Below are 15,709 nucleotides of genomic sequence, written 5' to 3'. Positions count from 1 at the left end.
CCGAGAAGATCCGGGAGGATCGCATTTTATCGAAGCAAGGAGGTATGTCGTCACTATGAACCGGGCCGTCGTCGTTCCGCTGCGCTGGATCGTCCTGGTCGCGGCGGCCGTCGTGTCGCTGTTCCCGATCTATTGGATGGTCATGAGCTCGTTCCGGACGCATGAAGAGATTTTCCGATACACGACGTTAAGCAAGGAGCTGTTCCTGCCGGTCCATTGGACGCTCGGCAACTACCGGGAGATCTTCCTCGACCCGGCGAAGCCGTTCGGGAGATACATTCTGAACACGCTGCTCGTCGCGGTCGTCGTCACGGCCGCCGGACTCGTCGTCAATTCGATGGCGGCGTTCGCGTTCGCCAAGCTGAGGTTCCGCTTCAAGCGGGGGTTGCTGGCGCTGTTCCTGTCCTCGCTGGTCATTCCGTACGAGGTCATCATGGTTCCGCAATATTTGCTTATGCGCGACCTCGGCTGGATCAACGATTACCGAGCGCTCATCGTGCCGCAGATCGTCTGGGTGTTCGGCATCTTTATGCTTATTCAGTTTTTCGCCGACGTGCCGCGGGACATTCTCGACGCCGCCCGCATCGACGGGGCCGGCTGGGCGCGCATCTACGGGGTTATCGTCCTGCCGACGGCGGTGCCCGCGCTCATCACGCTCGGCATCATGACGTTTCTGAACCAGTGGGATTCGTTCCTCTGGCCGCTCGTCGTCATCAACGAGGAGAAGAAGCAGGTCATCCAGGTGGCGATCTCCTCCTATCAATCGCTGCGCAACATTTCCTGGGGCAAGATCATGGCGGCTACGACGATCAGCTCGGTTCCGATTTTGGCTGTTTTTCTGCTGCTGCAGCGGTATTACGTTCAAGGGATTACGATGTCCGGGGTGAAGGGATGAACAAGGCGGGGGCCGATTGGCTGTCGGGATTCGAGCTGGAATGGATCCGGGAGACCGGAGGCGAATGGGAAAAGGTCGCCGGCGGCGAGGAAATCTTGGCAGAGCTGCGGGTGGAGGTAAGGGAAGGTGCGGCGGAAGCGGGGGGTGCGAGCCTGAGCTCCGTCGACGTTCGCGTCAAGCCGGGCTCCGCGTCCGGGTCCTCGCTGCGAATCGCGGGCGTGCGGCTGGTCATGGCCGTCGACGAGAGGCTCGGCTGCGTCTGGAAGCCGCATCTGGCGCCAATGGACGGCATGGCCGTCGGCGACAAGGCGTTCCGCTCGCCGGCGATCGTGTTCGAGGACGCGGAGCGGATGACGGCGCTCGTGCCGGACGTCGGCGTCCTTGCGAAGGGGACGGAGCTGCCGCACGTTATGGACTACGAGCTGAAGGGACATCGAGTCTGGTACGGCGCCTGCGAATATGAAGAGACGGGGCATGTGTATCATCGTCTGACGCCGAGGGCGAGGGAGCTGGGGCTAGGGGCGAAGCGGGAGTCAGAACTGGAGTCAGAACTGGAGTCAGGGCTGGAGTCAGAGTCTGAGTCGGAGCTGGGCTTGGAGGGGCAGCTGCGGCTGCGGTTCTACCTGGCTTCCTGGCGCAAGGAGCAGGTGGCGAGGCCGCGCGACTTCCGCCGCGTAGAGCGGCTGCTGTGGGAGCTGTTCGCCGGGGCGAATATGGAGCGGGAGACGCAGCAGGCGCCAGCGCTGGCGATCGATCTTGAGGCGAACTCCGTAGGGACAGCCTCCGGCGGGGAGTCGCCGCGCGATTGGGAGATCTACGTCGGACACGCCTACGGCTGGGCGTTCGACCGGTGGGGAGACGTCTGCTGGCAGGAGTTCGAGCTGGACGGGGTTAAGGTCGGAGGCGTCGCCTTCCTCGTGACGGCCGCGCAGAAGCCGGGCATGGGCCGCGAGAACGTCTGGCGCGAGCCGAAGAGCCTCTGGAACCAAGCCTGGTTCTGCGGGCTTCGTTCGGCGTACGGCTTCGCGCGTTGGGGGCGCGACCGCGGCATGGACGATTGGTCTGCCCGGGCCGAGTTGGCGCTTAACTTCGCCTTGAGCGCCCCGCGGACGAACGGGCTGTTCCCCGGCTACTACCAGGCGGGGGAGGACGGGCGCTGGGAATCCGGCCGATGGTTCATGTCCGGTCCGCGCCGACCCTCGGGCCACGAGGATTACGTGCACCTGCTGGACGCATCGTGGACCTGCTATTGGCTGCTGAAGTGGCATCGCGATATTCGGGCGGACGAGAGAATCCTCCCCTTCGTCCGCGATTACGCGGAGACGCTGCTCCGGCTTCAGCGGGTGGACGGAAGCTTCCCGGCCTGGGTGCGCCCGGACACGCTGGAAGCGTCGCCGTTTTTGGCGGAGAGCCCGGAGACCAGCATGCACGCGATGCTGCTGTGCCTGCTTCACGAGGTCATCCCCGACGGGCGATATTTGGAGGCGGCCGAGAGAGCGGGGCGGTTCGTCGCGTACCGGATTTTGCCGTTCGGCAAGTGGGAGGACTTCGAGACGTACTGGTCCTGCTCCGGCGAGTGGGACGGGAAGCGGTACGGCCGGTTGGACGAGCGGAGCGGGCTGTACAACCAATGCAACTTCGGCATGTACTGGACGGCGGAGGCGTTCAAGGAGCTTTATATGGCGACGGGGGAGCGGGAGTGGCTCGACTTAGGAGAGCAGACGCTGGCGGAGGCTTCGCTGTACCAGCAAATCTGGGAGCCGCCGTTTTTCCCCGTACCAACGCTCGGCGGCTTCGGCGTTATGAACAGCGACGACGAATGGAACGACGCCCGGCAGAGCCTGTTCGCGCTCACGTATCTCGATTACGCGGGGCTGACCGGGGATCGGCGCTACCGACTTCGGGCCTACTGGGCGATGAAGGCGTCTTTCTACATGATGTATTGCCCGGAGAATCCGGAGGCGAAGGCCATCTACGAGAAGGTGCATCCCGGCTTCGGGGAGCGGGAGTACGGCTTCCACATGGAGAACTTCAACCATCACGACGGCACGTCGGTACAGGGGCTGGGCGAGTTCACCATTTTCGACTGGGGCTGCGGCGCCGCCGCCTCCTCGCTGGCGGAGTTCTTGGCGAAGTGGGACGAAGGCGCGCGGGATTGAGACGGAAGTGCGTTCTAGGACGAAAATAAGAGCAAGACTGCCGGAATGGATGCGGCAGTCTATTTTTTTGTCTCTGCCCCGTTCTCTAACATTCTCGGTGAAGGACGCCGCGGGTTCGCCAGTCTTTAGATTCCTCCCGATGAATCAAATTTACATAATAATCAAGTCATTTCTTTTCATGAAATCAAAGAGCATTCCCAGTTGTTTGTCATGTTTGTTTACAAAATAATGACTTAATAGATTTGTATAACCTCACAAAAGTGTCTATTTCGACCTAAAATCGATTGACAGGCTCTAATTGCGGAATTATAGTGTAAGAAAATTGAACATGAAATGTAAAAATGAATCATTAAAATGATTTTCTTTCTTATTCAGGAACGATAAACCTTCTGGAGGGCGTCAAGCATGATTAAATCCTCAACGCGCGCGACCGGCGCAAATGACCGAATCGTCCGGACTCCCCGGTCCGGGTTGCGGCTATTCGATTGGATCGACCATCGGTCGGATTCGTTTACCGCTTATTTGTATCTGGCGCCCACCTTCCTGCTGCTGCTGTTGCTGATCGCCGTTCCGATGGTTTACGCGTTGTTCCTCTCCTTGGTGAAGGTCGGCTTCGTCCAGGGAAGCATTCACTACACATTCGCCGGCCTCGACAACTATATCCAATTGTTTAAGGACCCGCACTTTACCAAGGTGATGACGAAGACCGTCGTCTTTACGGTGGCGAAAGTGATCTTGACGCTGCTGTTCTCCTTCGGAGTCGCTTCGATCATTTACTTCGGGGCTTGGGGTTCCGCCTTGTTCAAGCGGCTGTTCCTTCTGCCCTGGGCGTTGTCTTACGTCGTCAACGGATTGATGTGGAAGTGGATGTTCAACGGGGACTACGGGATTATCAACGAGATCCTGGTACGACTCGGTTGGATTGACACCTATAAAGCTTGGCTGGCCGAACCGAACAGCGCTATGGGGGTGGTTCTTCTCGCCGATATTTGGAAAAGCATGCCGTACGTCGCCTTGCTCCTTCTCGCAGCCATGCAGTCTACGATGAAGGATCTTTGCGAAGCCGCCAGGACGGACGGGGCGGGAACGCTCGGCGTCTTCTATCACGTCATCGTTCCCGGAATCCGGCCGGTCATCCTGGTCTGCCTGGTCGTCGAGACGATGTGGACGCTTCGCATCTTCGATCTTATCTGGGTGTTGACCCAAGGCGGGCCTCAGTACGGCACAATGGTATTGAACGTCTTCGCTTACGAGCAGGCGTTCCGGAATTTCAATATCGGCTACGCATCGGCGATCAGCTATTTCATTACTCTGCTGACAGCCGTCTTTACCTTGGTTTATCTGCGATTTATGGGCAAGGAAAATTGACAGCCACGAATGGAGAGATGAACAATGCGTGAACATCTGGCGTTGCGCAAAAGTTTGGCCGCGGTAATCGCCCTTATCCTGGTTCTGATCATGGCGGCATGCGGAAACGGCTCCTCGAATCCGGTGGAGCCCGGTAACTCCGGGACGTCCGGCGGTTCGGTTTCTGCCGGCGGCGGCCGATCCATATCCGTCCTGTACATTAACGATCCGCAGTATTGGGTCGACCAGGCCAAGGAGTTCGAGGGCCAGACGGGGATTAAAGTCAATTACGTATCCGTTCCGTTCGGTCAGCTTCACGATACAATGGTGACCGCCTTCACCGGGGGGAGCAGCGATTACGACGTGATCCACGTGAAGGACGACTGGGTGGCCGAGTTCGCATCGAAGGGATTCCTGGCCCCGCTGGACGGCCAAATAACCGACGACATGAGAGCGGGCATTGGCGCGAATGCGTTCAAACCGCTCATGTACGACGGCCAAACGTATGGCGTTCCCCGTTATATTTGGCTGACGCAATTCTATTACAACAAGGAAATGTTCGACAAAGCCGGGATCGTGGCGCCGCCGGCCACCTGGGACGAATTCCTTCAAGATGCGCTCCTGTTGAAGGAGAAGGGCGTCGTGACCTATCCCTTCGCCGACGTGATGACGGAGAAGAACGCCTACGCGAATTTCATCGTCTACCTGCGCTCCCGGGGCGGCGAGTTCTGGGACTATGAGAAGGGCGTGCCGAGCTTCAATTCTCCCGAAGGAGTAAAGGCCCTGCAATTCCTGGCGGATCTGAACTTGAAATACAAGGTGATGAACCCGCAGTCGGTCGTCTACGAGCAGAACGACACGCTGGATAACTTCACTCAAGGCAAAGCCGCGATGATCATCAACGCGCCGCATACGTTCGGTCAGGCGAACGACCCGAAGTTGTCCAAGATCGTAGGCCAGGCGGCGGTCGCGCTGATTCCGGGAGACAAGTTGAAGACGGCTTCTTACGCGGAGACCGGAGGCCTTGCGATCCCGGCGAACTCCAAGAACAAGGAAGCGGCGATGGAATACATCCGATTCGTCACCTCCAAGGAGCAGGAGAAGGAGATGGCGCTCGCGACCGGACGCATCCCGGTCAACAAGGACGCGCTTAACGACGCGGAGGTTCAGACGCAGAATCCGCACTTCGCCCCGATCGCCGAGCAGCTTCAGTATCCGTACGGCATCTTCCACCATGAGAAGGCGACGGAAATTACCGATACGGTCTCGAAGTACGTCTCCGCCGCCGTGGCGGGAAGAGAGACGCCGGAGAATGCGCTGAAGGACGCGGAAGCGGAAGTGCTGGGAATCATCGGGAAGTAACCCCGTCGGATGAATCTCGAGGGAGCGGGAGAACGATCTCCCGCCTCCGCAATCCGGAAAGGAAGGCGGCAGATGGACGAAGCGCTGCGATTTGCGAGAGCGATGAAATGGATGAAGAAAGGGATTGTTCGCCTGATTTCGGTCTGCCTGATGATTTTCGTTATGTTTCCCTTCATCTGGCTGCTGCTGTCGAGCTTCAAACATCCGGTGGAATTATTGTCCGTTCCCCCGTCCGTATGGCCGAAAGAATTTACTCTGGAATATTACGCGGACTTGCTACGCAACGAGAAGGTGGTTCTCGCCTTGCGGAACAGCTTTATCGTATCCGCGGCTACGACGCTGATCTCGCTGGCGATCGGCATCTTCGCTTCGTACGTGTTCGCCCGATTGCAGTTCCGGGGTCGGAAGTCGCTATACCTGCTTATCATGGGAACGCAGATGCTTCCGGCGATGGCCATCCTGATCCCGATGTTCATGCTCATGCGGGTGGCCGGACTGCTGTACACCTATCAAGGCTTGATCGTCGCCAACGTCGCTTTCTCGCTGCCGTACGTCATCTGGATGTACGCCGCGTTTGTCCGGGGACTGCCTTACGAAGTCGAGGAAGCCGCGCGGATCGACGGATGCAGCCGTCTTCAGATCCTGTTCCGCATCGTTGTTCCTCTGTCGAGGTCCGGACTGGCGGCATCCGCCATCTTCGTGTTTATCGGAGTATGGAACGAATTTCTGTTCGCCGTCGTGATGACCCAGTCTGGCACCCGCACGCTTCCGGTTCAAATCGCCGAATTTATCGGCGAAGACCGAATCCGGTACGAGATGCTGTTCCCGGCCAGCATTCTATCTTGCTTGCCGGTTTTGATCGTCGTCATGATATTCCAGAAATACATCATTCAAGGATTGACCGAAGGGGCCGTCAAATAGGCGTCAGCCGATCTTCGGATAGTCCGCGCAACCTAATTGAACCCAGTGGAGGAAGCTTCGATGAGCGAATTTTTGTCCTACGATCCATGGTCCCAAATCACGACGAGGAACGGTATCCCGGGAGACGAGATTATCTCCATGCTGCAGAAGTCGATCCGGCGCGGGTTGGAGAAGGAAGCTCTGGAGGCGGCCTACGAAATGTATATTACCAGCCCGCAGTTCGAGGAGAAGCTCTGGCGGAGATTGCAGGTCATTAGCGTGGAGGATATCGGCTTCGGCGATGTGCAAGCGGCCATGCTGGTCAACACCTACAACCAATTGAGGCAGAGCTTCCCATACGGGGACGGGGATCGGCCCCTGTTCTTCGTCCAAGCGATCCGCTACCTATGCCGCTGCGCGAAAGAACGTTCCAGCGATTGCGTAAAAAATCTCCTCATCCGCGACTTCGAGAACGGCAAGAAGCCGGAAGTGCCCGAATACGCGCTGGACATGCATACGCAGAGAGGCAAAGCCGCTGGCAAAGACGTCGTTCATTTCCTCGAGGAAGCGAGCAAGGTCTCCCCTCCGGTGGAGAAGGACGAGTATGGGTACGAGGAGTGGAGGAAGAAGCTGCTGGATGCCGAACGCGGCGCCGGCGAGACGCCGGCTCGGCCCGCGGCAGCCCCGTTCCGTTACAATGCTTGGCAGTATTAAGGGGTTCCCCGAATGATGAAGCGGAAGATGATTCTGGACGTCGATACCGGTGTCGACGACGCGCTCGCGATCGCGTATGCCGTCGCGTCCGAAGAGATCGATCTGTTGGGCATTACGGTCTCGTACGGAATGGCGCCCGTTCATTATACGTATCGCAATACGACGGAGATCCTTCGACTGCTCCGCCGCCCGGTTCCGGTTCTGAGAGGCTCGTCCCAGCCGCTTGAGCGTGCGAAGGAATACGGCGGGGAATTTCACGGCACGGACGGCTTGGGGGAGACGCTGGGCGAGGCGGCGAACGACCCGGGCGTGCCGGATAGGGCCGTCGACTTTATTATCGAGCAGTCGCGCAAGCACAAGCGGGACCTCACGATCGTCACGACGGGGCCTCTGACTAACTTGGCGAGAGCGATCCGGGAGGATCCGTCCATCGTCGGGACGATCGGCCAAGTGGTCGCGATGGGCGGAGCGGTGACCTGCCCGGGCAACGCTACCCCATTCGCCGAAGCGAACGTCCATATCGATCCGGAGGCGGCGGATGCCGTGTTCCGATCCGGACTGCCGATAACGATGGTCGGCCTGGACGTGACGAGGAGGACGCTATTGACTGAACGCGAAGTCGTCGAATGGGAGCGGACGGGGACCGAGGCCGGAGTGCTGTTCGCGCGATTCGCCCGTTTTTATTTGTACGAATACCGCAAGTACTATCCCTACCTGGAGGGCTGCGCCCTTCACGATCCTCTGGCCGTGGGCGTCGCCAAGAATCCGGCGTTCGTACGCTCCTTGCCGATGTTCCTCCGAGTCGATCTGGAGGAGCCCGGTCTGGGAAGGACGACGGAGGATCTTCATCGGAGAGCGCCGACCGGGCCGAATGTCCAGGTCTGCGTTCAAGTGGAGGCGTCCCTGTTCAGAGACGATTTTATCGATCAGGTCGGAAGGATTCTGGCCGAACGCGGCGATTGATTTTTTTGCCCTGCATGGATAGTATTCGATATAATTTATGTATTCTTTTCAATCGTTTCATGGCGGGGGCGGCGAGCCCGGAGGTTGGAATGGCAACGATAAACGATATCGCGAAATATGCGGGGCTCTCGATCGCGACCGTCTCCCGGGCGCTCAACAAACCGGAATTGGTGCATGCGGATACGCGGGAACGCGTCATGCAAGCGGCCAGGAAATTGAATTATTTCGACCACGACAAGACCAAATGGCTTCATGCCAAAAATAAAAAAAGCTCATTAGCCGTCATTATTCCGTACATTACCTCGTTTTATTTCGGCGAATTGTACGGCGGGATCAGCAGGACCGCCATGGAGAACAACATTGAATTGCTCCTGTACGAGCTCAAGAGCGAGGATAAAAACAAGGAAGGGATAGCCAAGGCGTTCTCCTTCGTCGAGCAGCATCTGGTGGACGGGATCATTCTGGCCAGTTGCTTCGTGTCGGACGACTACGACGAGCTGATCGAGCATCTGCGAATTCCGGTCGTTCTGGTGCTGGATTCGCACGAGAACGCCAAACTGCCCGCGTTCAAAGTGGATGACGTTCGCGCTTCCTTTGATGCGGTGTCCTATCTCGTATCCCGAGGACATCAGCGCATCGGCATGATCTCCGCGCTCCCTTCGCAGCATGACCGCAGCGAACAGTTGAGATGGAGAGGCTACAAGAATGCGATCGACTTCTATCGTTTGCCCTTCGAAGACTCCTTCGTCGCCTATGGAGATATGCGGTTCGACGACGGATACGCCGCGATGAAGCAACTGCTGGCGTGCCTCGGCGGTTCCGGGATCACGGCCGTCTTCGCGGCTTCGGACGAGATGGCGATCGGGGCGATGCGCGCCATTCACGACGCGGGACTTCGGGTCCCGGCCGATATATCCGTCATCGGGTACGATAACCTGTCGGTCGGCAATATTACGACTCCTACCTTGACGACCGTCGAACAGCCTTTCGGCAGCATCGGGGTGGAGAGCGTCAAATATATGGCGGGGTTGCTTGGGGACCATGCCAATCAAATCCCGGCAAAGGGGAATTTCTATATGCCATACCGGATCATCGAGAGGGAATCCGTGGCGGATATTTCGGCTGCGGCAAGTCAGTTGCGCAAGGAGGGGGCGAATGCTTGACTCTGGAGCCGAGGGGAGCCGGAAGCCTAAAATCTATATCGCCGGTTGTCACGTGTTCCGCCCGGACGCGGACGAATACGGCTTGAAGCTGAGGAAGTTATGCGAGCGTTACGGATTCGATGGGATGTACCCGAAGGACAATGAACCTGTCGGGCATCTTGGCAAGCGGGAGATAGCGGCCCTGATTTTCCGTCTGAACGAAGAGGCGATCCGGGAGGCCGATATCGTCGTGGCCGACTTGAATCCGTTCCGGGGTCAGGAACCGGATTCGGGCACCTCCTTCGAATGCGGCTTCGGATATGCCTTGGGCAAGCGCCTATACGGTTACGTCTCGGATGGACGGAGCATGCGCGAACGTCTGGCCGGCTCGATCGACGAGCAAACCGGATTGCATGCGGACGGGATGAAGGTCGAAGATTTCGATTTGTCTCTGAATTTGATGCTGTCCGTTTCGATGAAGATCGTAGTCGGGGATTTCGAAGCCTGTCTCCGGCAGGTCCGATCCGATATTCTCGTCCGCGATTGATTCGGTCACTATTTTAGCGGCGTAATAAGCGGCAGCCTTCGTAGCGGAGGTTGCCGCTTTTTTTTCTACGGCTGCCCCATTCACATACCGATTTGTTATCCGGGCACAGAGTCGCTGATCGGAGTGGAGATCGCGTCGAGTAGAGCTTCTATGATGGGTGCCTGGTTCCCGTATCGATTGGGGGAGGCGGCTAACGAATCGAGGAGGCGCTATTTGCCCCAAAATCGTGGATTTTCGATTCTAACGAATCGTATAGACGCTATTTCGTGCTGGAGGCCCCTTTTTCTCCTCCAATACCCTAAATAAGATCGCTGGAGTTCGTTAGAGTTTCAAAAGGGGCTTTTGACGCTAAATAGCGTCTCTTGGGTTCGTTAGAGAAAAAGGCATCTATGAACTGGAAGCATGGGATTCCGATTGCAACCATGAACGAGACTTCGCTGTCTCCATATCCCAAGAAGTTTGTTAGCGAAATGGTCTTTCGTAGTTTTTTTTGGCTCGCAGCGCGATTCCCCCGGCCCCATCTTCGGCCCCGGCTTGCAACCTTCCGGCCGCATTCGCAGTCTACCCTTACTTAAGACAGAGGCTTGTCAGGCAAAGGAGACATCCGCCATGAACAACAAAACCATTCTATCGACGGCGGCGGCGCTTCTTCTGGCCGTGCCCGCGTTCGCGGCGCCCGGATCCGCCGACGACCATACCGTGCTGATCGATCACGCCAGGGCGGAGAACAACCGCATGCTCATTCCGCTGCGGGACGTGGCTCAGAATATGGGCGCGACCGTCGAATGGAACCGGCAGCAGAACAGCATCCGGATTACGAAGGGCGATACCGACATGCAGTTGACGATCGACTCGAAGATCGTGCGCTTGGGATCGTCCGATATCGAGCTGGACGCCCCCGTCAAAGTCGTTCGCACGACCACATATGTCCCGCTTCGCTTCGTCAGCCAGACGCTGGGCGCAGAAGTTAGCTGGAATCAACAAACCCAGGAAGCGACCATCAAGCAGCAAGAGGGCAATGACATCGTCGTCCGCGTCGGGCAGGAGCGCGAGGAACCGGCGGCGGCGGACAAAGCGACGGCGGCCTGGACGAAGTTACTGAACGAGAAGCTGAACGAAGCGGCCGACGTGTCGAAGATCAAGCAGATCCGGGCGCACTTTAAGCCCTACTTCACGGATCGGCTCATCAATGCGATTATCGCGGACAAGGGCTTGAAGGAGAAGCGCCGGTTCGACGCTTATTACGGGCCTTACTACATGAGCAAAACGACCGCGAAGCTCTCGCAATCTCTCGACATGGGCCGCACCAAGTGGGGGGAAACGATCAACCTCTACCGCGAGACCGAACTGGTCCGGGTCGACGGGGTATGGAAGGCGGACAGCGTGACGTTCCGCGAGATTGTCACGCCGATCGCGCCTTAACGGCCGCATCGCCTGCGCGTGTCATCGCGAGCCCGAAGCCCAAAGACCGATTCCCAAGATTCAATACTCAAAACTCAAAGCCCAAAGCTCGAAGTTCGAAGCGTCCAACTCATAAGCCAAAGTCGGCCGTCCATTGACGAACTTCGGCGACGCAATCGAATAACGTCTGAAGCGAAGCGCCTCGTCCGGATGGATGGGGCGTCTCGTTTTTCTTCTTTTCCCCCTACGTTCCTTGCGCTTGTCCAGACTTGCGGCGCCGCAAGCTCATAAGCGCCAAGACCAGGGCGACCGCCGTCAAGATCATCCCCAGCGTCCGGAATCCTCCGAAGGTGAAGCGGTCCCCCATGACGATGCCGATCAGCAAGGAAGCGAGAATGGCCCCCAGGTTCCTGGACGTATTGAACAAGCCGGAGGCGACGCCGATGATCTCCTTGGGCGAGCTCTCGAACAACGCCGCCTGCAAGCCGACGCTGTTCAGCCCGTTGCTGATCCCGAATGCGGCTAACGCCAGACTTACGCCGATCACCGGCGTCGTCGGAGTTAAAGTTACGATCCAGACGGACCCGAACGTCATCAGCAAGGCGGAAGAGAGCAAGGCCGGCCTAGGACCCGACCGATCGACCCACCGTCCCGCCAACGGAGATGCCGCGAGCGAGCACAGGCCCAGAGTCAGCATGAGCAGCCCCGTATGGGATTCGCCGATGTGGCGCACTGCCTGCAAGTAAGACGGAAGTCCGAAGAAGAGCGAGTAGAAGAGGGCGTTCGCGATCATAAATTGGACGTTGGCCCAGGTGATCCCCGAATATTTGGCGAAGGTGCGCAAAGGAATAAAGGGAGACACCGTCGCCAACTCCCGCCGGACGAATGCCCCAAGCGACGCGAGTCCGATCAGGCCGATGACGACAGGGCCGAGGGAGACGCGCCCAGCCGATTTGACCGACAGCACCCCGACAAGCAGGGCGACCAGACCCGCGGCGAAAAGCACAATTCCGTAGGCGTCGACCGATTCCAACCACTGCCGAATAGACTTCTGGCGAGCGGATGACGCCAGCGGCTCGTCCTTCGGGATCATTCTCCAAGCCAATATGAAGCTGGCCACGGTAAACGGAATATTGACCATAAAGATAGCGGGCCAATCCCGCCAATCGATCAACACCCCGCCGACAAAAGGTCCGATAGCCGCCGCTCCGGATTGGAAGATCGACAGGACGGACAAGGCGGCTGCTTGCCGCTCCGTCACATGCATGCGCACGATAGCCATTCCGACCGAGATCGTCATGCTGGTCCCGATCGATTGCACGATGCGCAGCACGATCAGCCATCCGAAGTTCGGCGCCAGAGCGGCTAACAAGGACGCGACGAAGGCAACGACGAGACCGGCCAGAAAAATCTTTCGGCGGCCGAATAAATCGCTGGCCTTGCCCATCACCGGCTGGGCGATGGCGCTTGCGATGTAGAAGGCGAACACGATCCAGGATACGACCGTGTAGTCAAGCCGGAAAGAGTCCTGCAGCCTCGCGATGGCTACGGACACCATCGAAGAATTTAACGGGTTCAGCAGCACCCCGAGTCCGACGGCAATCATCAACCCTTTGCTTCGAGTGTTCATATCGAGTCCCCTCCAACGCGTGTTGAAGCCATCGTACCGGAACTCGATTATTTATTCCAACGCATTTCATGTTATGATTTCATGTACTAGAAGGAATAAGCGGAGGATGCGGGATGGAGCTTCTTCAACTGCAATATTTTCTCGCGGTGGCAAGGTTGGAGCATGTGACCGAAGCGGCGAGAAGTCTGCACGTGACCCAGTCGTCGCTGAGCAAAACAATTCAGCGCCTGGAGGAGGATCTCGGGGTCCCTCTGTTCGACAGGGCGGGGAGGAAGCTGCGCCTCAACGAGTACGGCAACCGGTTCCTTCGCCGCGCGGAGAGGGCCTTGTTCGAATTGGAACAGGGGAGGCAGGAGCTTGGCGACTTGTCCGGACCGGGACAAGGGACGATCGAATTGGCGGTGACGAGCGCAAGCGCGCTGCCCGGTATTCTTCGGGAATTCCGGAAGAAGCATCCGCACATCCAGTTCCATGTGCAAATGCTGACGACGCAGGAGCTGGTCGCGCTTCTGCACAGGGGGGAGGTCGATTTCGGCTTGTCTTCGCCTCCCCTTCCCGGAGACGGCCTGGAATGCCGAATCGTATACGCCGCCCCCATTCTCGTAGCCGTGCCCAAGGGGCACAGGCTGGACGGCCGAAGCCGCGTGTCGTTGGCGGAACTGAAGGACGAATGGTTTGTCGGGGTGAAGCGGGGCTTCCGCGCACGGGATTTGATCGACTCCGCGTGCCGATCGGCCGGCTTCGAGCCCCGTTACGTCTATGAGGGCAACGAGCCGGCCCGGCTGGCCTCTCTCGTGGAAGCCGGAATCGGCATCGGCTTCATTCCGGGCACGGCAAGGGATTCTCGGGAGCAAATCCACTATCTCCAAGTCGACGAACAAGAATTGGTCATGGAGATCGCTTTATTTTGGCGCCAAGACCGGTATATTTCGCGGGCCGCCCAGGTATTCCGCGAGGTCGTCGTCGATTACTTCGAGGCGCGAGCCAAGGAGAGTCCTTAAGACCGGGCTGAGAACGCAGGGCGGAAGATTGCTGAGTGGCCGGAAGGCGGAGTCCGAAGGCAGGCGGAAGGCGGCTAACGAATCGAGGAGACGCTATTTGGCTGAAAGCAGGGAAGTTTCGATTCTAACGAATCGGAGAGACGCTATTTCGTTCCGGCAGCTCGTTTTTCCCTTCGAAAACCCCAAATAAGGTCGCGTGAGTTCGTTAGCTTTTCATAAATGGGCTTTGGACGCGAAATAGCGACTCCTGAGTTCGTTACAGATTGCCGACCATCGCCGACATCGCAGCAGGTATGCGAAATCCAGCCATTCCGCGACGAGTTCTAATCGCGACGCAGAAAAAAATCCTCTCGCCACCCCGCATCCCCTCTTGACTCGATCATGAAATCGCTTTATCATGTGGTTATTAAATCGATTTAAAAGATGGGATGCGAGCCATGACCAAGGAACATGTAACGCTGAAGGACATCGCGCGCGTCGCGGGCGTGTCGACGGCGACGGCTTCGCTGGCGCTGTCGGGAGACCCCCGAGTGAACGTGAAGACGAGGCGGGCCGTCGAAGAGGTCGCCAAGCGCCTCAAGTACGTGCCGAACGAGATCGGCCGAAGCCTGAGAGCCAAGAAGGCCGAGACGATCGCCCTCATCTTCCCGAACACGACGCATTTCGCGTTCTCGCATCCTTATTTTGTCCAGCTGCTGGAAGGAATAACGGAAGTGCTCGTCGAGAACAGCTTCCACCTGCTGCTGTCGACGGCCCCGTCGGAAGCCGACGAAGCGGCCGCCTACGACAAGATCCTGCGCAACCGGCGGGCGGACGGCATCATCCTCTGGCCGGCGTCGATCCGCGACCGCAACATTCTGCGCATCGTCGAATCGGGCTACCCGGTCGTCTACCTCGGCAAGTGGCATCACGACGAGGTGATCACGGTGGAACGGGAGGAGTTCGGGGGAGCGTACAAGGCGACCGAGCATCTGATCAAGCAAGGGCGCAGGAAGCTCGTCATGATCTCCGGCCCGCTGGACTACCAGGTGAGCATCGAACGGGTCGAGGGCTTCAAGAGAGCGCTTCAAGACCACCAGATCCTGTTCGAGCCCTGGATGGTCGTCGAGAAGGACTTCTCGATGGAAGCCGGGGTCCTCGCGGCCAAGGAGCTGCTGGAGAGCGGGCACCCCTTCGACGGCATCTTCGCGGCGAACGACCGGATGGCGATCGGCGCGATGAAGGGGCTGCAGCAGGCGGGCGCGACGATTCCGGGCGATGTCGCCGTCGTCGGCTGCGACAACATCGAGATGGCGACGATGACAAGCCCGACGCTGACGACGATCGACCAGCCGATGCGTGAGATCGGAGCGATCGCCGCGCGGAAGCTGATCGCCTTGCTGAATCAAGAAGACGTCGGGGAGAAGCAGACCGTCGTTCCCTCGCAATTGATTATCCGCGAATCTTGCGGCGCCGAAGCCTGAGTTTTTGCGGATTGTTTTTTACGAAGAATTTAAATCGATTTAAAAGAGCGTTGCCATACTTCGGCTGGAGGTGAGGGACCGAGTCGGACATACGGCAGGGAATAAAAGGGGAACATCCACTTAGAGAAAAACGGGCTTTATGGAGATAGGAACCAAGAGAGCGTACTGATGCCAACTTCGTTAGA

13 protein-coding genes are annotated in these 15,709 nt (G+C 58.2%); 12 read left to right on the top strand and 1 reads right to left on the bottom strand.

The genetic code is table 11. The annotated features are described in order from the left end of the window. Nucleotides 1–55 precede the first annotated feature (55 nt). From H7B90_RS24475 to H7B90_RS24430, 10 genes are all read left to right on the top strand, one after another. Nucleotides 56–895, top strand: coding sequence for a carbohydrate ABC transporter permease (locus tag H7B90_RS24475; RefSeq protein ID WP_185138520.1), 840 nt, complete (start codon nt 56–58; stop codon nt 893–895). Beyond that, a complete protein-coding gene (locus H7B90_RS24470; RefSeq protein WP_185138519.1) occupies nt 892–3,054 on the top strand; it encodes a hypothetical protein in 2,163 nt (720 codons plus the stop codon). The genes H7B90_RS24475 and H7B90_RS24470 overlap by 4 nt, the downstream gene beginning before the upstream one ends. A 405-nt stretch (nt 3,055–3,459) precedes the next feature. Next, nucleotides 3,460–4,422: a carbohydrate ABC transporter permease gene (locus tag H7B90_RS24465; RefSeq protein ID WP_185138518.1), complete on the top strand. Its 963-nt coding sequence runs from the start codon at nt 3,460–3,462 to the stop codon at nt 4,420–4,422. A gap of 24 nt (nt 4,423–4,446) precedes the next feature. Further along, entirely contained in the window at nt 4,447–5,763 is a 1,317-nt protein-coding gene (locus H7B90_RS24460) for an ABC transporter substrate-binding protein (RefSeq protein WP_185138517.1), read from the top strand. A gap of 111 nt (nt 5,764–5,874) precedes the next feature. Further along, nucleotides 5,875–6,684, top strand: coding sequence for a carbohydrate ABC transporter permease (locus H7B90_RS24455; RefSeq protein WP_185138516.1), 810 nt, complete (start codon nt 5,875–5,877; stop codon nt 6,682–6,684). 60 nt (nt 6,685–6,744) lie between these two features. Continuing rightward, nucleotides 6,745–7,377 carry an AAA family ATPase gene (locus H7B90_RS24450; protein WP_185138515.1) on the top strand — a complete coding sequence of 211 codons (633 nt, stop codon included), beginning with the start codon at nt 6,745–6,747 and terminating at the stop codon, nt 7,375–7,377. 12 nt (nt 7,378–7,389) lie between these two features. Then, nucleotides 7,390–8,340, top strand: a complete 951-nt coding sequence (locus tag H7B90_RS24445; RefSeq protein ID WP_260411195.1) for a nucleoside hydrolase — start codon at nt 7,390–7,392, stop codon at nt 8,338–8,340. A gap of 89 nt (nt 8,341–8,429) precedes the next feature. Continuing rightward, a complete protein-coding gene (locus tag H7B90_RS24440; RefSeq protein WP_185138514.1) occupies nt 8,430–9,503 on the top strand; it encodes a LacI family DNA-binding transcriptional regulator in 1,074 nt (357 codons plus the stop codon). Further along, nucleotides 9,496–10,029 (top strand): nucleoside 2-deoxyribosyltransferase, encoded by a 534-nt coding sequence (locus H7B90_RS24435; protein ID WP_185138513.1) that lies wholly within the window; start codon nt 9,496–9,498, stop codon nt 10,027–10,029. Before H7B90_RS24440 ends, H7B90_RS24435 begins: the two co-directional genes overlap by 8 nt. Before the next feature lie 609 nt (nt 10,030–10,638). Continuing rightward, the gene (locus H7B90_RS24430; protein ID WP_185138512.1) at nt 10,639–11,451 is read left to right on the top strand and encodes a copper amine oxidase N-terminal domain-containing protein; all 813 of its coding nucleotides are present in this window, start codon (nt 10,639–10,641) and stop codon (nt 11,449–11,451) included. 223 nt (nt 11,452–11,674) lie between these two features. On the opposite strand, the gene H7B90_RS24425 is transcribed toward H7B90_RS24430, so the two are convergent. After that, complete coding sequence (locus H7B90_RS24425) at nt 11,675–13,060, bottom strand: MFS transporter (RefSeq protein ID WP_185138511.1); 1,386 nt, start codon at nt 13,058–13,060, stop codon at nt 11,675–11,677. A 113-nt stretch (nt 13,061–13,173) separates the two neighbouring features. On the opposite strand from H7B90_RS24425, the gene H7B90_RS24420 reads away from it, so the two are divergent. Further along, the gene (locus tag H7B90_RS24420; RefSeq protein WP_185138510.1) at nt 13,174–14,061 is read left to right on the top strand and encodes a LysR family transcriptional regulator; all 888 of its coding nucleotides are present in this window, start codon (nt 13,174–13,176) and stop codon (nt 14,059–14,061) included. A gap of 437 nt (nt 14,062–14,498) precedes the next feature. Next, on the top strand, nt 14,499–15,524 hold the full coding sequence (locus tag H7B90_RS24415; RefSeq protein WP_185138509.1) for a LacI family DNA-binding transcriptional regulator: 1,026 nt from the start codon (nt 14,499–14,501) through the stop codon (nt 15,522–15,524). Nucleotides 15,525–15,709: the final 185 nt, after the last annotated feature.

The organism is Cohnella xylanilytica (assembly GCF_014212175.1).
Taxonomy (GTDB): Bacteria; Bacillota; Bacilli; order Paenibacillales; family Paenibacillaceae; genus Cohnella; species Cohnella xylanilytica.
Note: the sequence above shows the minus strand (reverse complement) of the source record. Positions and strands in the feature narration are given on the sequence as shown.